22 protein-coding genes are annotated in these 26,192 nt (G+C 46.7%); 18 read left to right on the top strand and 4 right to left on the bottom strand.

Going from position 1 to position 26,192, the window contains the following annotated elements:
* Positions 1-34: 34 nt before the first annotated feature.
* The 4 genes from MKY87_RS03440 to MKY87_RS03425 form a co-directional block, all read right to left on the bottom strand.
* On the bottom strand, positions 35-313 hold the full coding sequence (locus MKY87_RS03440) for a YxcD family protein (RefSeq protein WP_017687903.1): 279 nt from the start codon (positions 311-313) through the stop codon (positions 35-37).
* Between the two features lie 5 nt (positions 314-318).
* Positions 319-822 carry a hypothetical protein gene (locus tag MKY87_RS03435; protein WP_091029269.1) on the bottom strand — a complete coding sequence of 168 codons (504 nt, stop codon included), beginning with the start codon at positions 820-822 and terminating at the stop codon, positions 319-321.
* Between the two features lie 98 nt (positions 823-920).
* Positions 921-1,487 (bottom strand): PadR family transcriptional regulator, encoded by a 567-nt coding sequence (locus MKY87_RS03430; protein WP_036613540.1) that lies wholly within the window; start codon positions 1,485-1,487, stop codon positions 921-923.
* A 174-nt stretch (positions 1,488-1,661) separates the two neighbouring features.
* Positions 1,662-2,237 carry a beta-class carbonic anhydrase gene (locus MKY87_RS03425; RefSeq protein WP_062835011.1) on the bottom strand — a complete coding sequence of 192 codons (576 nt, stop codon included), beginning with the start codon at positions 2,235-2,237 and terminating at the stop codon, positions 1,662-1,664.
* 349 nt (positions 2,238-2,586) lie between these two features.
* Between MKY87_RS03425 and MKY87_RS03420 the strand changes: the two genes are divergently transcribed.
* From MKY87_RS03420 to MKY87_RS03335, 18 genes are all read left to right on the top strand, one after another.
* Positions 2,587-4,101, top strand: coding sequence for a carboxypeptidase M32 (locus MKY87_RS03420; RefSeq protein WP_339783225.1), 1,515 nt, complete (start codon positions 2,587-2,589; stop codon positions 4,099-4,101).
* A gap of 159 nt (positions 4,102-4,260) precedes the next feature.
* Positions 4,261-5,265, top strand: a complete 1,005-nt coding sequence (locus MKY87_RS03415) for an ABC transporter substrate-binding protein (protein ID WP_339783227.1) — start codon at positions 4,261-4,263, stop codon at positions 5,263-5,265.
* A 28-nt stretch (positions 5,266-5,293) separates the two neighbouring features.
* Positions 5,294-6,088, top strand: coding sequence for an ABC transporter ATP-binding protein (locus tag MKY87_RS03410; RefSeq protein WP_076317596.1), 795 nt, complete (start codon positions 5,294-5,296; stop codon positions 6,086-6,088).
* A gap of 38 nt (positions 6,089-6,126) precedes the next feature.
* On the top strand, positions 6,127-6,918 hold the full coding sequence (locus MKY87_RS03405; protein WP_370739078.1) for an ABC transporter permease: 792 nt from the start codon (positions 6,127-6,129) through the stop codon (positions 6,916-6,918).
* 347 nt (positions 6,919-7,265) lie between these two features.
* Positions 7,266-8,243: an aromatic acid exporter family protein gene (locus MKY87_RS03400; RefSeq protein WP_315935873.1), complete on the top strand. Its 978-nt coding sequence runs from the start codon at positions 7,266-7,268 to the stop codon at positions 8,241-8,243.
* 75 nt (positions 8,244-8,318) lie between these two features.
* Complete coding sequence (locus MKY87_RS03395) at positions 8,319-8,879, top strand: outer spore coat protein CotE (RefSeq protein WP_017687912.1); 561 nt, start codon at positions 8,319-8,321, stop codon at positions 8,877-8,879.
* Positions 8,880-9,081: 202 nt separating this feature from the next.
* Positions 9,082-10,332 carry a putative amidoligase domain-containing protein gene (locus MKY87_RS03390; RefSeq protein ID WP_339783229.1) on the top strand — a complete coding sequence of 417 codons (1,251 nt, stop codon included), beginning with the start codon at positions 9,082-9,084 and terminating at the stop codon, positions 10,330-10,332.
* A gap of 386 nt (positions 10,333-10,718) precedes the next feature.
* Positions 10,719-13,520 carry a DNA mismatch repair protein MutS gene (gene mutS / locus MKY87_RS03385; protein WP_340962925.1) on the top strand — a complete coding sequence of 934 codons (2,802 nt, stop codon included), beginning with the start codon at positions 10,719-10,721 and terminating at the stop codon, positions 13,518-13,520.
* Between the two features lie 21 nt (positions 13,521-13,541).
* A complete protein-coding gene (mutL, locus tag MKY87_RS03380) occupies positions 13,542-15,764 on the top strand; it encodes a DNA mismatch repair endonuclease MutL (RefSeq protein ID WP_340962923.1) in 2,223 nt (740 codons plus the stop codon).
* A 17-nt stretch (positions 15,765-15,781) separates the two neighbouring features.
* Positions 15,782-16,567 carry a class I SAM-dependent methyltransferase gene (locus MKY87_RS03375; RefSeq protein WP_339783234.1) on the top strand — a complete coding sequence of 262 codons (786 nt, stop codon included), beginning with the start codon at positions 15,782-15,784 and terminating at the stop codon, positions 16,565-16,567.
* The gene (gene miaA / locus MKY87_RS03370; protein WP_307411331.1) at positions 16,548-17,504 is read left to right on the top strand and encodes a tRNA (adenosine(37)-N6)-dimethylallyltransferase MiaA; all 957 of its coding nucleotides are present in this window, start codon (positions 16,548-16,550) and stop codon (positions 17,502-17,504) included. Before MKY87_RS03375 ends, miaA begins: the two co-directional genes overlap by 20 nt.
* Before the next feature lie 374 nt (positions 17,505-17,878).
* Positions 17,879-18,121 carry an RNA chaperone Hfq gene (gene hfq, locus MKY87_RS03365; RefSeq protein ID WP_017687918.1) on the top strand — a complete coding sequence of 81 codons (243 nt, stop codon included), beginning with the start codon at positions 17,879-17,881 and terminating at the stop codon, positions 18,119-18,121.
* Between the two features lie 170 nt (positions 18,122-18,291).
* Positions 18,292-20,964: a PBP1A family penicillin-binding protein gene (locus MKY87_RS03360; protein ID WP_340962922.1), complete on the top strand. Its 2,673-nt coding sequence runs from the start codon at positions 18,292-18,294 to the stop codon at positions 20,962-20,964.
* A 289-nt stretch (positions 20,965-21,253) separates the two neighbouring features.
* Positions 21,254-21,817, top strand: a complete 564-nt coding sequence (locus MKY87_RS03355; RefSeq protein WP_091029289.1) for a DUF402 domain-containing protein — start codon at positions 21,254-21,256, stop codon at positions 21,815-21,817.
* A 110-nt stretch (positions 21,818-21,927) separates the two neighbouring features.
* Positions 21,928-22,899, top strand: a complete 972-nt coding sequence (locus MKY87_RS03350) for an AAA family ATPase (RefSeq protein ID WP_062834999.1) — start codon at positions 21,928-21,930, stop codon at positions 22,897-22,899.
* Between the two features lie 124 nt (positions 22,900-23,023).
* Complete coding sequence (hflX, locus tag MKY87_RS03345) at positions 23,024-24,310, top strand: GTPase HflX (protein WP_340962920.1); 1,287 nt, start codon at positions 23,024-23,026, stop codon at positions 24,308-24,310.
* A gap of 83 nt (positions 24,311-24,393) precedes the next feature.
* The gene (locus MKY87_RS03340; RefSeq protein ID WP_340962919.1) at positions 24,394-25,647 is read left to right on the top strand and encodes a methionine gamma-lyase family protein; all 1,254 of its coding nucleotides are present in this window, start codon (positions 24,394-24,396) and stop codon (positions 25,645-25,647) included.
* 82 nt (positions 25,648-25,729) lie between these two features.
* Positions 25,730-26,143, top strand: coding sequence for a MerR family transcriptional regulator (locus MKY87_RS03335; RefSeq protein WP_017687924.1), 414 nt, complete (start codon positions 25,730-25,732; stop codon positions 26,141-26,143).
* Positions 26,144-26,192 lie beyond the last annotated feature (49 nt).

Below are 26,192 nucleotides of genomic sequence, written 5' to 3'. Positions count from 1 at the left end.
CTTTAGTATAACAGGTCATTGCTTGACCTATAGTTTATTGATTAACGATCGCTGTGATTTCTTCATCCAGATCAAGTCGTACATTCTCACGATACGCCCGGATGTTGTATTCACTGTGCAGGTAACGAAGAATCGCTTCAATCATATTGGACTCGACCAGATATTGACTGCGTCCTTGGATCCAAACTTCAGCGGAATAACCTGTATCTTCTTCCCAGCTCAGTTCTACATTCACATCGGTTGGACGTACACCCTTACGTTCTGCCATATGAATACAGATTGCATTCACAATTTCATCCATGCTCAGAACCATAGAGATTAGTACCGTCCGTTTCTGTTACGGTCATCATCACGATCATTGCGACGGTCATAACGACCATCCGCTGCAGGTTTGCGACGATTGGAGATGGCTCTGAAGAGTGCCATAGCCAGCATAACAATCAACATGATTGCTGCAACGTTCACGAGCAATCCAAGGATGTTACCAAGGGCGCCCATGCCACCGAACAGTCCGCCGAACATCATACCAGCAAGACCACCAAGCATCATGCCTTTCATGAAGCCACCGCCACCGCCAAAGAATCCACCACCACGGGTTGCAGCTGCACCAGTACCGGAGTTATTACCGGAATTGGATTGATTCACGTTGTTGTTGGAGTCGGATTTCTTAGGAGTGTTGGTATAACTTTTTGTACCGGATTTGAATCCGCCACCACGTCTTGCATCCGCAGAATCCGGATTTGTTACTCCCACTGTTGCGAACAATAATGTAAAGGCCATAAATACCATCATTAGATGTTTAACTCCGAATTTTTTCTTCATTGTAAAGATCGTAACCCCCCGTTTAATTTGTTTGAATCGCCCAAAAATGGGCCTTACTCATGTAATACGGTCAACTTGCAGGAACGTTTCAAATTTTATTAAATTTCTGAAACGCTAGGACTTGGGTCTTGAATTGCAGCTTGGCCATCAAGCAATTGGGTAACCCAATGACACCATTCCAGGCCAGTTTGTGCGTGCATTAACCCTTTTTGTACCAGGATGTAGCTTCCAAAATCTCGGTTGCCTACACGAAGATTATCCTGAGGTATACGTGACTTCAGATCCTCGAAATAACGTATGCGTTCCATAAACCAGCTTTTACGCTCGTTAAGAATGCGTCTCATGCTTCCGTCTTCCGCTATGCCAACACACAAAATACGCAAATTAAATTCATCGCGTGTAACCGGTGCGGTAACAGGAGTAATCATCCATTCCAAGAGCTTTTCAATGCCTTTTTCCGTAACTGCGTACATTTTCTTGTCCGGTTTGTCAGACTGTTGTACCCAGCGGGAGGCCAATAACTCATCGTTTTCCATCTTGGACAGGAGTGGGTAGATCTGGCTGTGTTTCGCCTGCCAATGCGGCTGGATCTTCAGCATCAGATCATAGCCCGATGACTCCTCGCGGGTAAGCAGCCCGAGCAATCCGTAGGAAAGTATGTTCATGCACATGTCTCCTTAATATTAGGGCTAGGTCAGAGAGAACAATCGTTTTTACTTTCTTTGACCGCTTTCATAAAAAGTGTACACTGAAACTGTATGGTTTGACAACCTGACAGAACAACTGCCTTAATTTAGACAAAAAAAAGTGCGAACCATAAGGTCCGCACTCCAAACCATTTAGAGAGATGCCTGTTGTCCATACCCCTCAGCGACAAGATCAAGCTCACCTGTAGCAGAATCGATAACCATGCCGTGGACGGGTACATTGGGAGGAAGTAAAGGATGCTTCTTGATCACTTCCACAGTATGTTTTACCCCTTCTTCGACGCTGTCAAACCCACGCAACCATTTTTGCAAACGGATGCCCGAATTCTCCAGAGTAGTCATGACTTCTTCTGATACACCACGCTCTACCATATGTCCAATCATGGTCTCAGCGTGAAGGGAAGCCATGCCACATTCCGTATGTCCAACTACCAGGACTTCATCTGCACCCAGTTCATAGATGGCGACAAGTACACTACGCATTACACTCCCGAAAGGCTGAGAGATAATTGCGCCTGCGTTTTTGATGATTTTCACATCACCGTTTTTCAGGTTCATGGCCTTGGGCAGCATTTCCACCAGACGTGTATCCATACAAGTGATGATAACCATCTTTTTGGTTGGAAACTTGCCAGCCGTATACTTTTCGTATTCTTTGGTCTCGACAAATGATTTGTTGTAAGCCAAAATCTCTTGAATGTTGTTCATGTCCATTGCCTCCTGTTATCCAATACGACGAGCACGGCCACTTGCATATGATGCAGCTTGTCCTACGCGCCTTTGCTTTAATAGTATTTCACGGTCAGCAGATGGCATTACTCCAACCCTTTAGAGGTTGTTCAAAAAGTCCACTTTTGATTACAAATGATGCCTGAGGGCATCATCAGCATCGAAGTTGAGCGCCATTTCTATCTTCTCGGTAATGAAAACCAGACTTTTTGAACACGTATCTTTAGGAGAACAATGCAATTTTCATCTGTTAAAAGTTGATTATACGCAATGCAAAAAGTATCATCAATAGGGTATAACATTTTTTTTGAAGAGGTGAACGATAACAATGGATAAACAAACACAGGAACATTTGGAATCCTTCCGTAATCTGGCTCGTAAAATCAAGAGTTACCATGAAGCCATTGGTTTGCTTCACTGGGATCTGCGTACAGGTGCACCGAAAAAAGGCGTTCCGACCCGTTCGGAGACGTTGGGTATGTTGTCCACCGAAGCATTCAAGCTGCAAACCTCAGCTGACATGAAGACTTACCTGGATGCATTAACAACTCCAGCGGTATTGGAACAACTCGAAGATATAGATCGTCGTCTGGTTGAAGATTGCAAGAAAGAACATGATCGCAGTCAATCCGTACCACCTGAGAAAGTACAAGCCTATACCGTGCTTACGGCCAAGTCGGAAACGGCATGGGAAGATGCCAAGCATAACAGTGATTTTGCAGGATTCTCACCTTATCTGACAGATATCGTTAAGCTCAAACAAGAGCTTATTGATTATTGGGGTGTGAAGGATACCCGTTATGATACGCTGCTTGATATGTATGAACCGGATCTGACGGTTGAAAAAGTGGACGCTGTGTTCGCCCGCCTCAAAGCACGTTTGGTGCCTCTACAAGAGAAGATTAATGCTTCAGAAAACAAGCCCAATACAGAGTTCCTGAATCAATTGTTTGACACCAAACAGCAGGAAAAATTCAGTCTGTTCATCCTGGAACAAATGGGCTATGACTTTGAAGCTGGACGATTGGATGAGAGTGTTCATCCTTTTGCAACGGGTCTTAACCCGGGGGATGTGCGGATCACAACACATTATCTGCAAGATGATGTAGCAAGCGCAGTCTTCAGTTCGTTGCATGAGGGCGGACATGCCCTATACGAGCAAAATATTGATGACAGTCTGGCGGGTACCCTTCTTGCCGAAGGAACGTCCATGGGGATTCATGAGTCTCAGTCCCGTCTATGGGAAAACATGATTGGTCGCAGCCTGCCATTCTGGACACGCTATTACAAAGATTTGCAGCAGCATTTCCCGCAATTGAGCGAGGTTGAACTGGAAGATTTCTATCGTGCAATCAACCGCGTGGAGAGTTCACTTATTCGGATTGAAGCCGATGAACTGACCTATAACCTGCACATTATTATCCGCTATGAGATCGAGAAAATGTTATTCAACGATGGCCTTGAAGTGAAGGATCTGCCAGAGACCTGGAATGCAAAATATAAAGAATACCTCGGTATTATGCCAACGAATGATGGAGATGGTGTTCTTCAGGATGTTCACTGGTCCGGTGGTGACTTTGGTTACTTTGCATCGTATTCTCTGGGTAATATGTATGCAGCTCAAATTCTACATACATTGCGCAAGGAAATGCCGGAGTTTGATACCCTTATTGCCGAAGGTAATCTGATTCCAATTAAGGAATGGCTTACAGACAAGATCTATCGGTATGGTAGAAGTCGCACACCTTCCGAATTGATTGTTGCCGTAACGGGTGAAGAATTGAACCCGGATTATCTGGCCGATTATCTGGAAGCCAAATATGCCGAGATTTACAAGCTGTAGGTATCCCATAAATAACATATTGAATAACATTTAGAAGAGCTGAAGAGTCGGGTATTATTGCCCGGCTCTTTTTTGCATTCAAGTTCTTAACCTTTTGCTGGGCATCGGCATATCCATAATAGAGAGAAACTGCTGAAACCAGTGAAGGAGGGAAACAACATGAAATACACGCCATGGTTCGTCCGGGGCATCGTTATTCTGCTGATTATTATTGTGGCGCTCACCAGCTGTAATAAGGAAGAGAATGAAGCCAAAATTACGATTGGCGAAGTGACTCGTTCGGTATTTTATGCACCGGAGTATGTGGCCGTGGCTCAAGGCTTTTTTGAGGAGCAGGGGCTTGAGGTGGACATTCAGACGACTGCTGGCGGTGACAAAACGATGGCCGCATTACTCGCAGGTTCGGTGGATATCGCCCTGGTAGGAGCGGAGACGTCCATATACGTCTATCAGCAGGGAGCGGAAGATCCGGTCATTAACTTTGCCCAGCTCACCCAGACGGATGGTACATTTTTGTTCGCTCGTAACACAGAAGGTAGCTTCGATTGGGAGCAACTGAGGGATTCCACATTTCTCGGTCAGCGCAAAGGCGGCATGCCACAAATGGCAGGGGAGTTCGCACTGAACAAACATGGCATTGATCCGCAAAGTGATCTGGAGCTGATTCAAAATGTGGACTTTGCAAATATTGCGTCTGCTTTTGCCTCAGGCACGGGAGATTATGTTCAACTGTTTGAACCCCAGGCATCCATCTTTGAACAAGAAGGTCGGGGCAAGGTTGTTGCATCGTTTGGAACAGAAAGTGGTCTTCTGCCTTACACCGTCTTCATGACAAAACAGAGTTATCTTAACGACAATAAGGATGTCGTACAGAAGTTTACAAATGGTCTGCACAAAGCGCAGGCATGGGTGGATTCCCATACGGCTGAAGAGATTGCTGAAGTCATTTCTCCTTTTTTCAAAGACATCGATCCAGCCATTTTGGTAAGCAGTGTGAACCGTTATAAGGAACAGGGCAGCTACGCAACAGACCCGATCATTGATGAGGAAGAGTGGAACAATCTGCTTGATGTCATGAGTGCCGCCGGAGAGTTGAAAGAACGCGTGGATTTGAATGCAATTGTGGATAATGCCTATGCGGGAGAAGCTACGAAATCAAAGTGATGGGTATTCAGGAAAGGAAGTGAGCAGAATGCCTGAATCCGAAAGTGTGATCCGACTGGAGGGGATCTCTCAAGTATACGTCAGCGAGCGGGAAGCTTCATTGGTGATTGAAGACTTGAGTCTGGAGATCCAAAAAGGAGAGTTCGTCAGTCTGGTTGGACCGAGTGGATGCGGTAAAACGACATTGTTGTCGATCATCGCCGGGCTGCTCACACCCACCCGAGGAGAGGTTAAAGTTAAAGGCAAACTTGTTGGCGGCCCCTCAGCACAGATTGGTTATATGCTTCAACAAGACTATCTGTTTCCATGGCGGACCATTCTGGATAATGCATTGATCGGTCTTGAACTGACAGGCAGACTGGATGAACGGAGCCGTGAGCGTGTACGGGAACTGCTGGTAAGTATGGGGTTGGCCGGAACGGAGAATCAGTACCCTTCAGAGCTTTCAGGGGGCATGAGACAGCGAGTAGCTCTGGTGCGCACGTTGGCAACCGATCCGGGAATTTTATTGTTGGATGAACCATTCTCAGCACTTGATTATCAAACCAAGTTGCAATTGGAGGATCTGGTCTCGGACACGTTAAAACAGTTTGGCAAAACATCCGTTCTCGTCACCCATGATTTGTCTGAAGCGATTGCGGTCAGTGACCGCGTCATTGTACTGGATCGCAATCCGGGCCGCATCCGTCGTGAATTTATCATTCCCGATGGAATTCGTAAATCTCAGCCGTTTCATGCCAGGGAGCAAGAAGGATTCAATGCGTTGTTTCAGGCGTTGTGGAGTGAACTGGATCAGTCCGGGGGAGGTGAGGAAGACGCGTGAATCCAATGAATCCGAAGCAGGAAAAGCGTGACGAATGGATGGGACAGCTGCATCGGAATCATATTCAGCAGGTGGCCAGATGGCGACACCAAGTGCTTGCCGTACAGTTATCTATGCTAGTATGTATGTTTTTGCTATGGGAAGTGGCAGGCAGACTCCGTTGGATTGATGTACTGTTATTCAGTTATCCGAGTAAGGTTTTTGCCCAGATTGGCAAGGACATCGCTAGTGGCGAGTTGTGGGCACATGTTGGGGTAACCGTAGGGGAAACGGCAGTTGGTTTTTTACTGGGAACACTGGTGGGAACCTTGCTTGCGGTTTTAATTTGGTGGTCTCCTTTTTTGTCCAAAGTGCTGGACCCCTATATGGTTGTGTTCAACAGTATGCCGAAGGTAGCACTTGGCCCGATCTTTATTGTGATGTTCGGCGCGGGTTTTACAGCAATTGTCATGACCACATTGTCCATTACGGTCATTATTACAACGTTAGTGGTGTATAACAGCTTCAATGAAGTCGATCCCAATTATATTAAAGTGATTCGTACGTTTGGTGGAGAACGTTCCGAGATTTTTACCAAAGTTGTATTACCTGCTTCTTTTCCGGCGATTGTATCGACCTTAAAAGTGAACGTTGGCATGGCTTGGGTGGGTGTAATTGTGGGTGAGTTTCTGGTCGCCAAACAAGGGCTAGGTTATCTCATTATCTACGGATTTCAGGTATTCAACTTCACACTTGTATTATCAAGTCTGTTAATTATTGCTGCCGTTGCAACAGCCATGTACCAACTTGTTGTTTATGCAGAACGCAAAATGCTGGCTGGCCGCAGGTGATTCGGACGTGTTTTACTCGTAATGTGACCGGGTATGATATGTATACAATTTCACAAGGGGTGTCACGTTGCCCGATACCGTAAAATCAAGTACCATATTTAGTATGAATATTCCGCGCAGATCCGGAATTAATGCGATGATTGGAGAAGAGGGCCTTGAGGTTCTGTCGCAACGATCTAACTTGCCAGCGTCCCTCATTCGGGGCGTGTTGCTGTGACCGGCATGCATGCGCATGTCGGTTGATGTCGTCTAGTTTCATTTGGATGAGACATACTAGTCATGATAAATGAATGAGGCGACGAGCTGGCTAAGAATTTTTTTGCAGCTTAGAGGAGATGGAATGTTAAATGGGTTTTAGGGTAATTAAAACCGCAATCGCCGCATTAATGGCTGTATTGATTGCGGACTGGTGTCGCTTGCCGGGACCAACATCAGCGGGATTGCTTGCCATTCTTGGCGTGGATGTAACGAGAAAAAGAAGTATTCGCACCATATCGGCGCGTTTCTTTGCTTCCGTAGTTGGACTTTTATTTGCAAGTGTACTTTTTCACTTTCTAGGCTTCCATTATTGGGTGCTGGCCGTATACATATTGATCGCATTCCCGGTTATTGTCCGGGTTGGCTTCAAGGAAGGTATTGTAACAGGTTCGGTCGTGGTATTTCGGGTGTTCGGCGGCGGGGAAATGGACGTGCATGTCGTCCTCGTACAAATTGCTTTGCTGCTAATTGGTCTTGGTTCCGCAATGGCGGTTAACCTGGCCTATATGCCGGCAGCTGATCCACAGATGCTACGCATTCGCAAACGAATCGATGAACTCTTCTCGAAGATTTTCAAGGAATTCGCAGCCACGCTGCGTAATCCCAATGAAGCATGGGCGGGGAGAGAGCTTATTGAAGCGGATAAAGCTATCCTTGGCGGTATCGATGCAGCCAAGCGTTCTCTGGAGAATCAGGTGATTCATCCGAATGAGGAATGGAGTGTCTACTTCTATATGCGCAAAACGCAGCTGGACTCCATCCAGCATATGATGCATCTGGTGTCCCAGATCTATCAGAAGATGCCACATGCGGAAATGGTATCGGAGCTGTTCGATCAGCTTAGTCAGGATGTACTTACTGAATCCTACACCGGACGAACTGAAAAACTTCTTGCAGATGTGCAAGAAGAATTCAAACGTATGGAGCTGCCGGATACAAGGGAAGAATTCGAGATTCGTTCCGCAATTCTCCAGCTGTGCCGTGAACTCGCGCTGTATCTGAAAGTCGCGAAGAAGGACAAAGCGCCGTCCCCAATCTCGGACCGGTCCCAATCTACAAACGAATAATAGAAAATAGTTGTCACCCTAGACGAATGCCCTGCATACACTTGTAGTGAATGATTGTATGGAGGAGGTTTAAAGATGTCATTGAGTCATAAACATCAATGTAGAGAGATTATCACGAAGGCGATCTGCGGCAAAGGTCGTAAGTTCTCTACCGTAACACATACCGTGACTCCGCCAAATGGTCCGACAAGTATTTTGGGGGCTTGGATTATCAACCACCAATATGAAGCCGTATCAGCGGGTGACGGAATTGAAGTTATTGGTACTTACGATATCAACATTTGGTATTCCTATGACAAGAATTCGCAGACGGATGTAGCCAAAGAAACGGTCTCGTATGTAGAACATGTGCCTTTGTCCTATCTGGACCCGAAACACCGGACTTCCACAGTGGAGGTATCTGCGGATGCAACGCAGGAACCTAGCTGTGTGGAAGCCACAGTATCCGCAGGTGGAAGCAGTGTAATTATCCGGGTAGAACGAGAATTCGCTGTGGAACTCGTTGCCGAAACCAAAGTTTGTGTGAAGGTCTGCACAGATGGTTGCGGTGATTACGAAGACAAGGACTATGACTTTGGCAGTGCCGATGGAGATTATGACGATCTCGATCCCGATCTGCTCGACGATGAGCTGTGAGTTTGACGCCTGTATTTGATAACCTAAGGTATCATATGCGCCAGAAGGCGCGGTGAAGAGGGCGTAAGCCCTCTTTCTTCTTAAATATTGAAAAATGGGTGGTAACGAGCCTCGCAATGTGCCTGGAATACCTTTCACGGGAAGGCTCCGCATTGCGGGGTTATTTTTATTTTAGTTGCATGATCCGGGAGGGGGGGACGTAATGAATGTGATGGAACAAGCGGAGGAAGCGCTGCGCCGATATGAAAGGATGACTTCTGGAGAACGCACAGAACGGTTGAAACAGGCAGGCATTGAAGTATTATCATTGCAAGATCGGCGCAAACGTGAACCAGGCTTGCGTGTACGCTATGACGTGGAGATAAGCTGTCTGCAGGCGATCCGGATTAAGCGCAAGGATACTAGTGGCATGGGAGGGGCACAGGAAACTCTGTTGGAGCGTGAAGCGAGTTCAACCTTGTTCAAGCGCGTAGAACGACTTGCGATCAAAACGCTGTATACGCTAGGGCTGGATCATGGAGCTGTTCGAATGGAATCCTCAGAGAACGGCGGTTGTGCAGTGATTTCGATTGATCCGTGTCCCTGGAAAGGGGTGACCAACCTTGCTTTTACCTATATGGAAAGCTGGAAGCAGCATCAGGAACTGCTGGATGAGGAACTGAGTCACAGACCCATTCCAATACTCGGCATGGACCCCGAGTTCCTTCTGGTTCAGATGCCAGAATCTAAAATCGTACCTGCCTCCAAATTTCTTGAACGTACCGGAATGGCAGGCTGTGATTCCGTGACGATTGGTGGACGGCGCATATATCCGGTTGCCGAACTGAGACCGTCTCCAAGCTCCGAACCACGAGAACTGCTGGCTCATCTGATGAGGGCATTCGCAGCCGCTTCCCGCAGCATTAGTGATCACTCGCTCATCTGGCAGGCAGGAGGGATGCCACAGCGGGGGTTACCTCTAGGCGGTCATATTCATTTTAGTGGCGTGAATCTTACCGGAGACCTGCTCCGAGCACTGGACAATTATCTGGCATTGCCACTGGCATTTCTTCAAGACCCGCGTGGATCCGGAAGACGGCCACGTTATGGAGCACTTGGGGATTTTCGCCTGAAATCCTACGGTGGGTTTGAGTATCGTACGTTACCCAGCTTTCTTGTGTCGCCCCTTGTTGCAAAGGGCGTTGTGGCCTTGGCAGGTCTAATCGCGAGCGGGTATACTCAATTACGGCAGCGTCCGTTGGAGAAAGCTGAAGTTCATGCCGCTTTTTATGAAGGAAAGCGCGAAGTAATCAAGGAATACATTCCAGCTCTGGCAGATGATCTGAAGAAGTTGGAGGGATATGCACGTTATGAACGGTATGCGTCACCGTTACTCCTTCAATTAAAACTGGGAAGAACCTGGGATGAGAGCCGTGATATTCGCAAACTCTGGAATATTCGGGCAGGTTCATGAAGTACGGACGTTTTTTTGATATAATAAGAAACAAGTCTTTTATAAGTGCGAGTTCAAAAAGAACGGTTTTCAGTACCGAGAAGATGGGATGAAGCTAGAAATGGAGTAGCGGAGCGTAGGAAAACTACGTGAGCAACGGACATTTCGGCTGAATGCCATATTCGATGCTGATGATGCCACTAGGCATCCTTCGTAATCAAAAGCGGACTTTTTGAACAACCTTTATAAGTTATAGCTACGGAAGATATGGAGCAGCAACCTTTGAAGGAAGTGGCGATTAGCCAACACATAAGGCGGAGGCGCAAACACAGTGCCTGACCGTCTTATTGTCCTTCTAGGACGCGTTTCTTCCTGACATTATAGGAACGGGATGGAGGATATTCATCATGGCTCAGTATACGCCAATGATTCAACAATATTTGCAAGTGAAGGCCGAAGCACAAGATGCTTTTCTATTTTTTAGACTGGGTGACTTCTATGAACTGTTCTTCGAGGATGCGATTAATGCTGCTCGTGAACTAGAGATCACGCTGACCGCACGTAACGGAGGCACGGATGACAAAATTCCGATGTGCGGTGTACCTTATCATTCGGCTGACAATTACATACAGCGTCTGATTGAAAAAGGATATAAAGTTGCGATATGTGAACAGATGGAAGATGCGAGTGTAACGAAAGGTATGGTACGACGCGAAATTGTACGTGTGGTTACACCCGGAACGGTGATGGAAGGCAAAACGCTGGGGGATAAATCCAACAACTACATGGTCTGTCTTACAGGTAATCAAAATACGCTGGCGCTCGCGGCCTGTGATCTGTCAACGGGTGAGTTGTATGTGACATCGGTGCCCTATTCCAAGGAATGGCTCAAGGATGAAATCGGCATCTACGAACCATCCGAGCTGGTGGGGGATGCAGCGCTGCTTGAAACAGTAGAAGCCGAGGCGTCTCCAATCGGTCGCCCTGTGGTCTACACGTCGTGGACAAAGAATAAGGAAGATTTGGTCCGTCAGCAGTTTGGCGAGGCTGTCTGGGCAAGATTAGAGCCTGAACGTCAAGCGTGCATTGCACGACTTTTCTCCTATCTTAGTGAGACACAGAAACGTTCTCTTGGGCAATTAACTCAAATCTCTACCTATGAGCCAGATCATTATATGATCTTGGACCCGTTTACCCGCCGGAACCTGGAATTGGTGGAAACCGTGCGTGAACGCTCAAAAAAAGGTTCATTACTCTGGTTGCTTGATCGGACAGAGACTTCCATGGGTGCAAGAATGCTGCGTCGCTGGGTCGATAAGCCATTATTGCAAAAAGGGAAGATTAATGAGCGTCTTGAAGCAGTGGATACCTTGTACAACCAGTTTATATTGCGTGAGGACCTTCGGGCAGAACTCAAAGACATCTATGATTTGGAGCGTTTGGTAGGCCGGATTGCATTTGGTAATGCCAATGGTCGTGACCTGAATGCGCTCAAATCATCGCTGGAGAAAATCCCAGGACTTCGTCAGCATTGCGCAGGATCATCTTCCACAACATTGCAGCATATTGCCGAAACGATGGATGATTGCAATGATCTGCTTGAAGCTATCGGGCAAGCCATTGTGGACGAGCCGCCTGTATCGGTAAGGGACGGAGGTCTGATTCGTGAAGGGTACCATGAACGTCTGGATGAATTGCGTGAGGCTTCGGTTAACGGGAAACAGTGGATTGCGGAGCTGGAAGCGCGCGAGCGTGAGGCGACAGGCATTCGATCGCTGAAGATTGGATATAACAAAGTGTTTGGTTATTATATCGAGATCACCAAGTCCAATCTGTCCGCGTTGCCAGAGGGACGATATGAACGTAAACAGACACTTGCCAATGCAGAACGATATATTACGCCGGAGTTGAAGGAAAAAGAGACGCTAATTCTCGAAGCTCAGGACAAAATGGTTGATATTGAGTATGGACTGTTCGCAGAGCTGCGCGAGCGGCTGAACAAAGAGATCGCAAGATTGCAGAAGCTGGCCGAACAGGTAGCCGAAATTGATGTGTATCAATCTTTTGCGGTGATTAGTGCTGAGCGAAACTTTGTACGGCCTACGTTGACCGACGGTTATGATCTGGTTGTGGAAGAAGGGCGCCATCCGGTTGTCGAGGCTGTCATGCGAGATGGCGCATTTATTGCCAACCATACGGCAATGACCAAGGAAGAGGCACGTATTCTGCTGATTACTGGACCAAATATGGCTGGTAAGAGTACGTATATGAGACAGGTCGCTTTGATCTCCATTTTGGCGCAAGTGGGTTGCTTTGTGCCAGCGGGTCAGGCGGAGGTGCCGATCATGGATCGCATTTTCACACGAATCGGTGCCGCGGATGATCTCATTGGTGGACAGAGCACATTCATGGTGGAGATGGTCGACATTCAGGTCATGACGGACAAAGCCACACCACGCAGTCTGATTATTATCGATGAATTGGGACGGGGAACGTCGACAAGTGAAGGTATGGCGATTGCTCAGTCTGTTATTGAATATGTACATGATATCATCGGCTGTAAAGCTCTTGTATCAACTCATTTCCATGAGCTTGCTCATCTGGAGGAGAGTCTGGACAAGCTGGCCAACTACTCAATGGCGGTACAGGAGAGCGGTGACAAAGTTAATTTCCTGCGCAAATTGATTGCCGGGGCAGCCAGCAGCAGTTATGGTATCTATTGTGCACGCCTTGCAGGTCTGCCTGATAGCATTATTGAGCGCGCGAACGGACTATTGCATGGGTTCGAACATGCGGCCGCTCAAGTAGCTGTGGGCAGTGAATATATCGGTAGCGAGAAGCAGGAAGAAGGCTTGAAAATAAAAGGTGGAGAATTCCAGCACACGGATTCAGTACCATTGATCCGGGAACACGAGATTGTGGAGAGTGCAGAGTACACACCTTCTATTGAAGAGTCGGTCGGGAAGCAACATGCCAAGAAATCAAACAGCAAGGTACAGTCCAGTGCAAACCATTCGGATGTGGTTCAACTGTCCATCTTTGGGGATGATGAGCCGAATGTGGCAACGAAACCGGATGTAGTTGCGGTGGATAAACCAGCGCGAGAATTCATCCGTACGATGAAAGATATCGATGTCATGAATATGACGCCTCTTCAGGCGATGCAGATATTAAATGATCTCAAATTGAAGGCACAGCAATTATCCTGAATATAAGGGAGGGGAAAACCTGTGGCGAAAATACATGTGCTTGATGAACATATTGCCAACCAGATTGCGGCGGGTGAAGTGGTCGAACGGCCTGCTTCGGTTGTCAAAGAGTTGCTCGAAAACTCGGTGGATGCAGGCGCCACCAAGATTGAAGTAACCGTGGAAGAGGGCGGACTCCTCAGTATTCGTGTCAAAGACAATGGTTCAGGTATCGAACCAGAGGATATGGAAACTGCCTTTTATCGTCATGCGACCAGCAAAATAGCCCATGGCCGAGATCTGTTCCAGATCACAAGTCTTGGATTCCGTGGAGAAGCCTTGGCGAGTATCGCCGCAGTATCCAAGGTAGAGGTATTGTCGGCAAGTGACAATGATGGGCGGGGGCGCCGCATCGTGATTGAAGGCGGGAACCTTGTCTCTCATGAAGATGCAACCTCACCCCAAGGTACAGATTTTGCAGTGAGAGAACTATTTTACAATACACCAGCCAGACTCAAATATATGAAAACGATCCAGACGGAACTGGGACATATATCAGATGTTCTTTACCGGATGGCGATGTCTCACCCCAATATTTCGTTCAGACTGCGCCATAATGAGAATGTGTTGCTTCAGACGTTGGGAAATGGCGATCTGCTGCAAGTGGTTGCAGCGATCTATGGGACAAGTGCTGCCAAAGCGATGCTTCCCATCCAGGGAGAAAGTCTGGATTACCGTGTGAGTGGGCTGATCAGCCTGCCAGAATGGACACGAGCGAATCGTAATGGGATGTCGACGATTGTTAATGGCCGATTTGTTCGCAATTACGGTCTCAATCAGGCTATTCTTAAGGCCTACCATACCTTGCTGCCCATTAACCGTTTCCCACTTGTCGTGGTGCAATTGGAGATGCATCCTTCCCTTGTGGATGTGAACGTGCATCCGGCTAAGCTGGAGGTTCGCTTCAGCAAGGAACCGGAACTCTATGAATTCGTAGAGACGACGTTGCGAGGGATACTCCGGCAGGAGGTATTGATTCCACAGGTCAAAAAACAGCAGATCCGACGTGGAGATGATAGCTCCTTCATTCAGGAACAATTTCTCTTTCCACGTGGTCCGCTGAAAGATTCAACTGATGCAGAAGGCTATGGACAACAAGGCCCACTCGGGAAACCTGCCAGTGCATTGTTGAAGTTGATTGCAGAAGATGATGATTTGGATTTGGATGCTCCAGCGGATGTGTCCGCAGCACAGCAGGTATCTGAACAGGGGCAGACCGTGCCGTTGCCCGAAGCTCCACCTGAGGTTACACATCCCCCTGAGCAGTTAGAAAGTTGGAATGGGGATAGTTTGCAGAAGGGGACTAGTCTTGACGGGGGGCAGACATCCGTTAACGTGCAAGAAGGCACTAAGGATGTAAGTACAAGTACAAGTTCTACCGAAACTGTTCCCAAATCTGACCTCTCTTCTCAAGATGGTGGGGATCGTGTAGCAACAGAGAAACCACTGGCTGAAGGAAAACCGGCTACCTATCGTTCCGATTCCGTAACTTCACCGGTTAGAGAAGCACGTACATCCTACAATCCATCTTCGATTGCGAGAGAAGAACGAACGTGGAAAATTTCAAATCTGCCTGATGCCACTAAACTTGCTGCTGCTATGAAATCGGATGCATCCATGCCCGCATTTCCGGAGCTGAGTCTGATCGGACAGCATCATGGTACGTATTTGATCGCGCAAAATGACCAAGGTTTATATTTGATTGATCAGCATGCCGCTCATGAACGCGTGAATTATGAGTACTATTACGAGAAATTTGGTAATCCTGCCCAGGCCTCACAAGAGTTATTGCTGCCGATTACGCTGGAGTTCACACCTTCAGAGACCGAAAAACTGAAAACAAGACTGGCCTGGTTCGAGCAGGCAGGTGTATATTTGGAGCATTTTGGTGGACAGACGTTCCGTGTGCGCTCCCATCCGTTCTGGTTCCCTAAAGGGGACGAGAAAGACATTATCGAAGAAATGTCCGAATGGGTTCTTAGCGAACGCAGCATAGATGTGGCCAAGATGCGGGAAGCTGCATCTATTATGTGCTCCTGCAAGGCGTCCATCAAAGCCAACCAGAAGCTGACGGATCAGGAAGCAGAAGTGCTAATTCAGCGTTTGGGTTCATGTCGTCAGCCCTACACTTGTCCACATGGGCGGCCGATTGTGGTTTCATTTTCAACGTATGATCTGGAAAAATTATTTAAACGAGTGATGTAGCTATTTAGGGGGACATTATGTACATTACAACCGGTGACAAGGAGATTGCCTCTCAGGTGGAGCGTGCGCGTAAGCTTGCCGAAACGACAGGAGGTACCTACGTACCGCGCAATAGAACGTCTTTACCCAAACTGATTGAACAGTGTGGAACCAACGAAATACTGGTCGTGCTCAATGGCAGAGCGCGTTTGTTTCGCAAAGATGCGACGGAGCTTGAGTTTCACCCCAGTATGGGATTTGTTCGCGCTAAACGTGTTCTAAGAGGTGAAGCCGATCCTATGCTGGAAGCTGGTTCGGTGCTTGAGGGAGACACCATTGTTGATTGTACCGCTGGACTCGGTTCAGATGCGCTGGTATTTTCGGTTGCGGCTGGGAAGAGTGGACAAGTCATTGCCTGTGAAAGTTCTCAACCGCTCTATACCCTGCTGCTGGAGGGCATGTCCCATTATAAGAGCAATCAACCCTTGGTGGATGAGGCTTTTCGGCGCATAGATCTGCGGCATGTGGATCATCTTGAGTTACTGCGTTCCATGCCGGATCGAAGCTGTGACACTGTATATTTTGACCCCATGTTCCGTGAACCAATGATGGATTCAAGTGCTATACAGCCCTTGCGAGATTATGCAAATGCTCATGCGCTGGATGAACAGAGTATTGTGGAAGCGAAACGGGTTGCCCGTAAACGGGTAGTGATGAAAGAAAAGCGCGGCAGCGCGGAGTTTGACAGGCTCGGATTTGAAATACTTGATCGGGCGAATGCAAAAACCCTGTACGGAGTGATTAATGTTGAAAGTGGAAGTTAAACCAAAACCTAAACTGCTTGTGCTGGTTGGGCCGACAGCAGTAGGTAAAACAAGAATGAGCATCGAGCTTGCCCAAGCTTTCAATTGTGAGATTATCTCAGGAGATTCGATGCAGGTATATCGTGAAATGGATATCGGAACAGCCAAGATTACCTCTGAAGAAATGAAGGGTGTTCCTCATCATCTGATTGATATTCATGAACCGGAGTACCCCTATTCTGTGGCCGAGTTTCAGGAAAGTTGCACCCGATTGATAAGTGAAATTCATGAACGTGGGAAAATGCCTTTTATTGTAGGTGGCACCGGTCTGTATGTGGAATCCGTTTGTTACGGCTTCCAATTTTCGGATAGCGGTTCAGATGAAGCGTTCAGAGAGGAACAATTCAGTTATGCGGAGCAATATGGAGCACAGGCCCTTCATGATCGATTGAGGGAAGTTGATCCCGTTAGTGCGGATCGTCTGCATCCGAATGACCAACGGCGAATTGTACGTGCGCTTGAGATCCATCATCTCACAGGCGAGAAGTGGTCTGATCAGCTGGCAGTACAGAAGAAAGAGTCGCCTTATGACCTTCTTATTGTTGGTTTGACAATGGATCGGCAGAAGTTGTACGCCCGGGTAGAAGAGCGGATTGATCTGATGATCGAACAAGGTCTGGTGGATGAAGTGAAGTCTCTGTTGGAACGCGGAGTGGCCAGAGGTCATATTTCCATGCAAGGGCTGGGGTATAAGGAGATTGCAGCGTTCCTACAAGGGGAAGTGAGTTGGGAAGCTGCGGTTGAGTGGTTGAAGAGGGATACACGTCGGTTTGCCAAACGGCAGCTTTCCTGGTTCCGTCATATGAAAGATATTGAATGGGTGGACATGACGGATACCCAAGATTTTGAAGGGAAATACAAGCAGATAAGTGAATTGATTACACGAAAATTTGATTGATTTGAGCGATTATTAGTAATCTTCTGACAGGCATCGATTAGATCAAGATATGTAAACCTCTACCTTTTAGTCAACAAAAGGATAGAGTTTTTTTACTTATCACTAGAACAGATGGTAGAGATTAAGCGTTCGCTAAACAACGAATAATTGTGCTTTAAAATGAAGATTTCGTCCCTCTTTTGCAAAACAGACAAGCGGTGTATAATGGATAAGTCTTCTATTTGTTCACCTCGCCAAGAATGGGGGTAAAATAGCAGACAAGGGGTTTTTGTGGATTATATGAAACTGTTCATGATATAATAGCACGAAAGCTACTCAGCGATATTGAATATTACTTGAACACGAATTCAAATGAACCAATGGGGGTACGGCTAATGAACAAGTCCATCAACATCCAAGATACGTTCTTGAACCAACTGCGGAAAGAAAATATTCCTGCTACGGTCTATCTGACCAACGGCTTCCAAATCCGCGGGACGATCAAGGCATTTGACAATTTTACGATCGTCATTGACAGCGACGGACGCCAGCAAATGGTCTACAAGCATGCCATCTCCACGTTCACGCCGCAACGCAGCGTATCGCTGATGCAGCAAGATAACAGCGGCGAAGCTTAAAAAAATTACGAAACCTTTTCACCAATCATTTCGTCTACAAGTATAGGTATTGAAACAGAGCAACCTGAATAAAGGGTTGTTCTTTTCATTCCGGGCAAAATATGTTTAATATATGCCTGAGCCTACAGACGATTAGAAATTATGCAACCGAAAGGGAGTCAGGAGGTAACATGCCAAACGATCCGTTGTCGAGGTCTAACAATCGCAACAACAATAACAAGTCACCCAAAAAAGCGAAGCCAAAGACCTCTAAAAAGAAAAAAATTACGGGTAAACGCGTTGGATGGACACTGTTTTTCACAATGGCTATCGCCATATTCTGTGCACTAGGCGGATATTTATTTATTATGGTGAGTGGTGAAAATCTGCTCAAAGCTAACAAGGACAAAACTACAATTAATGAAACTTCAAAAGTATATGATCGCAATGGCCAATTAATGGGGGAGCTATCCATTCAGAAGCTGGAGCCCGTCAAAGAAGACGATATTCCTGAATTGGTGAAGCAAGCCTTTGTTGCGACGGAGGATAAACGCTTCTACGATCACCAAGGTGTGGACATCTGGTCCATTGGGCGTGCTGCGGTTAAGGACGTCATGGCTCGTTCCATGGTGGAGGGTGGTAGTACACTAACCCAACAGCTTGCCAAGAACATGTTCTTGTCCCGTGACAAGACGTTCTTCCGTAAAGCAACGGAAGTATCGATTGCCATGGCATTAGAGCGCAAGTACACAAAAGACGAAATCCTGACGATGTATCTGAACCGGATTTTCTTCGGCCATCAGCGTTACGGGATTAAAGCGGCATCTGAATTTTATTTTGGAGTTACCGATCTCAAGAGGTTGAAGTTGTGGCAAATTGCAACATTGGCAGCTATGCCGAAAGGGCCATCTGCCTATAACCCGGTAAGCAATCCAAACGACTCTAAAGCACGCCGTGGTGTGGTATTGCAGCTGATGTATGAACAAGGCTACATTACCAAGGCGGAGATGGATGAAGCAAAAGAAGTTAACTATAACTACAAGCGACCTGAGAAAGACATGAAGTATCAAGCCTTTATTGATTATGTGCTCCGTGAAGCTGAACGAGTAACAGGTAAAACGGAAGATGATCTGAATATCGGCGGATACAAAATCTATACAACCATGGATGCTCAGGCTCAAACAGCCATGGAAACTGCCTTCACAGATGATAGTCTGTTCGAGGCAAGTAAAGATGATCAACAGGTTCAAGGCTCCATGGTTATCATGAATCACGAGAATGGCAGTCTCGTTGCCCTCTTGGGCGGGCGTGATTATCAGACTAAAGGTTATAGCCGTGTTACGCAGAGTCGAAGACAACCAGGTTCTGCTTTTAAACCGATTGTGTCTTATGCACCGGCGCTTGAGTCAGGAAATTACAGTGCCAACTCGTCGCTGAGTAATGCGAAGCAATGTTTTGGTAACTATTGTCCGGGTAACTTGCATGGATATTCTTCAACGATCAGTATGACGGATGCCATTACGAAATCGGAAAATATTCCTGCGGTTTGGCTGCTTGATAAAATAGGTGTTAACACAGGCATTAATTTTGCCAAGAGTGTAGGTATACAGCTGACAGATGAAGACAAAAACTTGGCGATTGCCCTCGGTGGTCTAAGTAAAGGTACAAATACACTGGAAATGGCGCAAGCCTATAGTGCATTTGCCAACCTCGGAGAATACCGACAAGCCTATTCGATTAAGGAAATTAAGGATAGCGCAGGCAAAACCACTTACAAACACGATAACTCGGACACAACTCGTGTCATGAGCGAGCAAAATGCGTATCAGCTTACACAGATGCTGCAGAACGTTGTTAATGACGGTACGGGACGTTCAGCGCGTCTAGATCGTCCGGTAGCGGGTAAAACAGGAACTGTTCAAAGTGGTATCTCTGGCAACAGTGCCAACCGTGATGTATGGTTTGTTGGATACACACCGGAATGGACTGCTGCAGTCTGGATGGGCTATGACAATCCGGATGCCAATCACATGCTTAAGAACAGCAGTAAGCTGTCGGCAGCTTTCTTTGCCAAAGTCATGGGAGATGCTTTAAAAGGCGTTCCAGTGAAGCAATTCAAAACACCAGCTGGAGGGCAAGCACCTCCTCCAGTAGAAGAACCAGAAAAGCCAGCTCTGTCCGTTAGTGGGCTGAGTGGATCATACGACCCAAATGCACAAACTGTCTCACTGAGTTGGACTGGAACGGGTGACGGAAGTACGCAATATCGGATTTATCGGAAAGAAACATCTGAAGCCCAGTTCACTCATCTAATTGATGCAATAGGAGCGACCAATGCACAAGATTTAAGTGCGTTGCCTGGTCTAACCTATGAGTACTATGTGACAGCTTACGATGTGGCATCAGGACTTGAGACGGATCCTTCCAACACTATTTCCTTGATGATTGAAGCACAGGAAATGCCGCCGGAGGAACCTGATCCTGGTATAGACCCTGGAACAGAGATAGATCCTGAGCAGCCAGGTACGGAGAATCCGGACAATGGTTCACCGGATAATGGCAACTCGAACGGTAATAACGGTAATGGAAATGAAAATGGCAACAACGGAAATGGTAATGGTAACAACGGAAACAATGGCAACGGTGGCAATAACGGTGGACCCGGCCAAGGAAACGGTCAACCTGGGGGAGGAAACACGACCCCACCTGGCCAGGGGACAACAGAGCCAGGCGGTACCGGTGAAGGCTCCGATGATGGGGCCGTAACAACGCCGGGCGAGGTTGTAACTCCGGACAGCGGAACGAGTGGGGATACTGGAGGAACAGATGCACCTGCAGATTCTCAAGCTGGAACCGGCGGTTAAGCCAATGAATCACTAAATAGCTACATTAAAAAACTGCTTCCCGGGAAAACCGGTGAAGCAGTTTTTTTTGTTATACGGAACCAACTGTAATGGAAGCTGATTTGATGAATAGGTGGGACAAAGCTTGATTTTGAGTGTAAACCTTAAATATGGTAAGCTGTAACTATTCGTAATACGTTGTGCAAGGGCGGGCCCAGAGCGCTGGAATCCATCAGGCGGACGTTATTACATTGTTCACCAATAACATCAGAGCAGGTCACGGACCTGTAGTCGGCAAAGAGGGGTTCGTATGAAACGGAAATTCGGGGACCGCGCGAACTGGCGCCGGATTACGAACCGACAATTCACATGCCGGTTCGTTCAATCCAAAATTTTCACAGGTTATATTACGTTGTACACCATACAGGATTTGAAAGAACCTCTGTGGAAAACTTATGGAGGCAGTACCTTCTGTATCGCAGATAAAGGTTATTCCTGGCTGCAATACTATCCGAAGGGAGAGCACTTTGTTGTAACGGCGATGTTTGACGATCAGGAACGGATTGTAGAGTGGTATATTGATACATGTCGTAGTCAGGGGATAACCGATCAGGGTGTTCCTTGGTTTGATGACCTGTATCTGGATGTCGTTGTACTGAAAGATGGAGAAGTATTTTTGCTGGATGAAGATGAGCTTGAAGATGCGCTGTCACGGAAACATATTACAACGGGTGATTATGACCTGGCGAACAAGACGGCTAAGGAACTGCTGCATGCCATTGATGCACATGTATTTCCGTACTTTCAGTTATCGCTGAAGCATAGGAAGAGTTTGTTTGAGAACGGAGAGTTTCGAAAAAACATTCAGATTTGATACATGTACCTATCCGTAGAATTCTTCATGATCCTTCTAATATTGGAGCACCTGATAGAATACATTAATAATCAGGAGAGTTCAGCCCGATAAAATAGAGGTGATGGCGAATGAACGGACGGGTCATGGCTGCAGGAGAGCAACCAGGAGGCAGACCATCCAGACAAATTAATATTGTGTTGCGTAACCAGGAACCTCAGATGTTGGTCAAAGATGAAGCAGCGGCAGTACAGGCAGCCAAGAGTATAACCAAACATGCACACTTCCAGGAGATACAGGGTGAATTGGAGCAACTGGTTGGACTTGAAAATATCAAAGACTTGGTATTTGAGATCTATGCTTTCCTACAGATTGCTCAGATGCGTACCGAAGCAGGCTTACTTAGTGGTGCGCACGTGTATCATATGATCTTCAAAGGCAATCCGGGGACCGGTAAGACCACCGTGGCGAGGATCGTTGCCAAACTCTTTCAGAAGATGGGTGTGTTGAGTAAGGGGCATCTTATTGAAGTAGAGCGTGCGGATCTGGTTGGAGAATATATCGGTCACACGGCGCAGAAAACAAGAGATCTGGTTAAGAAGGCACTCGGTGGGATATTGTTCATTGATGAAGCTTACAGTTTGGCCCGCGGGGGAGAGAAGGATTTTGGCAAGGAAGCTATTGATACGCTTGTTAAGTCTATGGAAGATAACAAAAATCAGTTTATACTGATTCTTGCCGGGTACTCGGAAGAAATTGATTTTTTTCTCCAGACGAATCCCGGATTACCTTCCCGCTTCCCCATTCAAGTGGAGTTTCCAGACTATAGCATTGATCAGTTGATTCAAATCTCTGAGATTATGGCCAAAGAGCGTGATTATATTCTAATGCCACAGACCATACTCAAGCTAAAGCAGCATTTGCTTCAGGAAAAAAATGATTCGCTGCATGCGTTCAGTAACGCCAGATACGTTCGTAATGCCATTGAGCGTTCGATCAGGCATCAAGCGGTTCGTTTGTTGGAACAATACTCGGAAGGCAGTCCAGGAAAACTGGAGCTGATGACAATCCGTACAGAGGATTTGAACTTTGAGCGAAAGTAAGCGATAATATAGTTTTTACACCAGCCGGCCGGGCCAACCGGTTCGGCTTAAGGCATGCCATGGCATATTCGTGGCAATGTATATTAACGAATTAATTTAGTAATTAGAGGGAGTGAACATATACATGACAAATGGCACGCATGATACAGATATGGTCAAAAAAGATCGCGCCGTCTTGGTGAGTCTTGTTACGGATGATGTAAAACGTACAGGTATCAACCCTGAGTACTCTTTAGAGGAACTGGTGAAACTTGCCGAGACAGCTGGAGTGGAAGTGCTAAGTGTACTTTCTCAGAACAGGGAAAAACGTGATACCAAATGGTTCATTGGTAAAGGTAAGGTAGAAGAACTCCGTTTAATCGCGGAGGAGCTCGGAGCAACTACGGCTATTTTTGATCAGGAATTGTCAGGTGCACAGGTTCGTAATCTGGAAGAAACCCTCGATCTTAAAATTATTGACCGTACCCAACTGATTTTGGACATCTTTGCACAACGTGCCAACACTAGAGAAGGTATCATTCAAGTGGAATTGGCTCAACATAGCTATTTGCTGCCACGGTTGTCGGGTCATGGTAAGAACCTGTCCAGACTCGGGGGAGGAATCGGAACAAGGGGCCCAGGTGAAAGCAAACTGGAGACAGACCGTCGTCACATCCGTGGTCGCATCGATGATCTGAAGCGTCATCTGGAAGAATTGACTCGTCATCGTAAGTTACATCGTGAACGCCGCAAAAAAACAGGCATTGTACAGGTGGCCCTTGTTGGTTATACCAATGCTGGCAAATCAACCTTGCTCAAGCAGTTGACGGCTGCAGATGTGTATATTCAAGATCAGCTATTCGCTACATTGGATCCCACATCACGTACGATGGAACTTCCAAGTGGAAAAGAAATCGTACTTACCGACACGGTTGGATTTATTCAAAATCTACCGCATGATCTGATTGCAGCATTCCGAGCAACACTGGAGGAAGTGAATGAAGCAGACCTGATCCTGCATGTTGTGGACGCCTCATCAGCTATGCGTGAAGATCAGATGCGGACGGTTAATACGATTCTGCAAGAACTTGGTTCAGGGGACAAGCCGCAGTTAGTCCTGTATAACAAAAAAGATGCGTGCACACCAGAGCAGCTTGAGATGCTTCCATTGGATAAAGGCCATATTAAAGTAAGCGCATTAGACTCGGAGGATCTGCTTAAAATCCGTGAATTCATTCAGACAGAGCTGACAGGTGATACGAAGCGCTTCCGTATACCGGCAGAACGTGGTGATCTTACGTCGGTACTTTACAAAATTGGTGATGTAGTGGATACCAGCTTTGAAGAGAATGATGTCATTTATGAAGTTGAATTGCAAAAAGGTGAATATGAGAAATTTGGTTATATGCTTGAAGAATTCATTGAATTGTAATATTCATGACATATTGATGTGATAAGTTACACGATAATGGATATTCGACGTCAGATTCGTGCTATGAAGGGGAATGAAGTAAGATGGTAAGCTTTGATTCAGAAATATCTGAACTTCAACGTCAAGTGGAGCGTCAGATTGAAGGACAACTTCAACAGATTGATCGGATCACAGATCACAATCAATGGAAGGTGATTAATGCTTTCCAACAGCGAAAAGTAAGTGATTTTCACTTTGCAGGTTCAACAGGTTATGCCTATAACGATCGTGGGCGTGAAGTACTTGATGAAGTATATGCTGATGTATTCGGCGCGGAAGCCGCGTTGGTGCGTCCTCATTTTGCTTCAGGTACTCATACGATTAGTACAGCTCTCTTTGGAGTTTTGCGTCCAGGTGACGAATTATTGTACATCACGGGTAAGCCTTACGACACATTGCATAAAGTTATTGGCAAACCCGGTGATGGTACAGGTTCATTACGCGATTTTGGCATCGGTTACCGTGAGACGGCCTTAACTGATGAAGGTGGAGTGGACTGGGCAGCAGTTGAAAAAAGCATTACACCGGCTACAAAAGTTATTGGGATTCAACGTTCACGTGGTTATGACTGGCGCTCCTCCTTCTGCGTTGCTGAGATTGCTGACATGGTTACGCGTGTTAAAGCGCTTAAGGAAGATGTCATCGTATTTGTAGATAATTGTTACGGTGAATTCACGGAGGAACGTGAACCGACAGAAGTCGGAGTTGATCTGATGGCCGGATCACTGATCAAGAATCCTGGTGGAGGCATTGCGGAAACCGGTGGATACATATGTGGGAAGGAACAATACGTACAGCTGGCAGCTTATCGTCTAACAGCCCCTGGAATTGGGGGAGAGGTTGGAGCAATGCTGGGGACAACACGTGGCATCTACCAAGGACTTTACATGGCACCGACAATTGTAGGACAAGCTATCAAAGGAAGTGCGTTTGCTGCTGCGATGTTTGCTGAATCCGGATTTGTAACCAAACCCGCCTGGAATGAAGCTCGCACAGATCTGATCCAGGCTGTTAAGTTTAGCTCTGCCGAGCATCTGATCGCCTTCGTGCAGGGAATTCAGCGTGCAGCAGCTGTGGATAGCCATGTGGTTCCTGAACCGTGGGATATGCCTGGTTATGAGCACCCTGTCATTATGGCGGCAGGTACGTTCATTCAGGGTGGAAGTCTGGAATTATCAGCCGACGCGCCTATTCGGGAGCCGTATATCGGGTATATGCAAGGCGGATTAACGTACTCTCATGTCAAATATGGCGTTTTGATGGCGTTACAGACTATGAAAGATCGTAAATTATTGTGAGTTTATCTAACACGTCATTGACACTTGGTAATAACTAAATGTACAATAGGGTGAAGAATAGATGACTGGAAGGTTGATGAACATGGGTGATGAAATCCGCAGAAATATGGCCTTATTCCCAATTGGTATTGTAATGAAACTTACGGATCTATCTGCACGTCAGATTCGTTACTATGAGCAGCACAGCTTGATCGTTCCTGCGAGAACGTCAGGTAATCAACGGTTATTCTCTTTTAATGACGTAGAGAGATTGCTAGAGATCAAGGCTTTGATTGAAAAAGGAGTTAACATCGCGGGCATCAAACAAGTGATGAATCCTGTTTCAAAAGAATCCGAGGAAGCTACAGTGATCACGCCAGATACTGAAGTTAAACGCAGAGAGCTGTCCGATACGCAGTTGCACCGCTTGCTGAAGCAGCAGCTTGTATCAGGTAAGAGACCAGGACAAGTATCTCTCATTCAGGGAGAGCTTTCCCGATTCTTTAATAAAAACTAAATTCGCATAACTTGGCGAGTGAGGGGAAAACATGCACTTTTGGTGTGAG

Source organism: Paenibacillus sp. FSL R7-0198 (assembly GCF_038000415.1).
Taxonomy (GTDB): domain Bacteria; phylum Bacillota; class Bacilli; order Paenibacillales; family Paenibacillaceae; genus Paenibacillus.
This window is presented reverse-complemented; position numbering and strand designations above follow the sequence as displayed.

Excerpts from the sequence above, each read along its gene's own strand:
- MKY87_RS03400 (WP_315935873.1), top strand. The coding sequence starts at position 7,266 with ATGGGTTTTAGGGTAATTAAAACCGCAATCGCCGCATTAATGGCTGTA.
- MKY87_RS03405 (WP_370739078.1), top strand. The coding sequence starts at position 6,127 with ATGGGACAGCTGCATCGGAATCATATTCAGCAGGTGGCCAGATGGCGA.
- MKY87_RS03350 (WP_062834999.1), top strand. The coding sequence starts at position 21,928 with ATGAACGGACGGGTCATGGCTGCAGGAGAGCAACCAGGAGGCAGACCA.
- MKY87_RS03415 (WP_339783227.1), top strand. The coding sequence starts at position 4,261 with ATGAAATACACGCCATGGTTCGTCCGGGGCATCGTTATTCTGCTGATT.
- MKY87_RS03395 (WP_017687912.1), top strand. The coding sequence starts at position 8,319 with ATGTCATTGAGTCATAAACATCAATGTAGAGAGATTATCACGAAGGCG.
- miaA (WP_307411331.1), top strand. The coding sequence starts at position 16,548 with ATGTTGAAAGTGGAAGTTAAACCAAAACCTAAACTGCTTGTGCTGGTT.
- MKY87_RS03420 (WP_339783225.1), top strand. The coding sequence starts at position 2,587 with ATGGATAAACAAACACAGGAACATTTGGAATCCTTCCGTAATCTGGCT.
- MKY87_RS03435 (WP_091029269.1), bottom strand. The coding sequence starts at position 822 with ATGAAGAAAAAATTCGGAGTTAAACATCTAATGATGGTATTTATGGCC.
- MKY87_RS03390 (WP_339783229.1), top strand. The coding sequence starts at position 9,082 with ATGAATGTGATGGAACAAGCGGAGGAAGCGCTGCGCCGATATGAAAGG.
- mutS (WP_340962925.1), top strand. The coding sequence starts at position 10,719 with ATGGCTCAGTATACGCCAATGATTCAACAATATTTGCAAGTGAAGGCC.
- MKY87_RS03425 (WP_062835011.1), bottom strand. The coding sequence starts at position 2,237 with ATGAACAACATTCAAGAGATTTTGGCTTACAACAAATCATTTGTCGAG.
- MKY87_RS03410 (WP_076317596.1), top strand. The coding sequence starts at position 5,294 with ATGCCTGAATCCGAAAGTGTGATCCGACTGGAGGGGATCTCTCAAGTA.
- hflX (WP_340962920.1), top strand. The coding sequence starts at position 23,024 with ATGACAAATGGCACGCATGATACAGATATGGTCAAAAAAGATCGCGCC.
- MKY87_RS03360 (WP_340962922.1), top strand. The coding sequence starts at position 18,292 with ATGCCAAACGATCCGTTGTCGAGGTCTAACAATCGCAACAACAATAAC.
- MKY87_RS03340 (WP_340962919.1), top strand. The coding sequence starts at position 24,394 with ATGGTAAGCTTTGATTCAGAAATATCTGAACTTCAACGTCAAGTGGAG.
- hfq (WP_017687918.1), top strand. The coding sequence starts at position 17,879 with ATGAACAAGTCCATCAACATCCAAGATACGTTCTTGAACCAACTGCGG.
- MKY87_RS03440 (WP_017687903.1), bottom strand. The coding sequence starts at position 313 with ATGGTTCTGAGCATGGATGAAATTGTGAATGCAATCTGTATTCATATG.
- MKY87_RS03430 (WP_036613540.1), bottom strand. The coding sequence starts at position 1,487 with ATGAACATACTTTCCTACGGATTGCTCGGGCTGCTTACCCGCGAGGAG.
- MKY87_RS03335 (WP_017687924.1), top strand. The coding sequence starts at position 25,730 with ATGGGTGATGAAATCCGCAGAAATATGGCCTTATTCCCAATTGGTATT.
- MKY87_RS03375 (WP_339783234.1), top strand. The coding sequence starts at position 15,782 with ATGTACATTACAACCGGTGACAAGGAGATTGCCTCTCAGGTGGAGCGT.
- MKY87_RS03355 (WP_091029289.1), top strand. The coding sequence starts at position 21,254 with ATGAAACGGAAATTCGGGGACCGCGCGAACTGGCGCCGGATTACGAAC.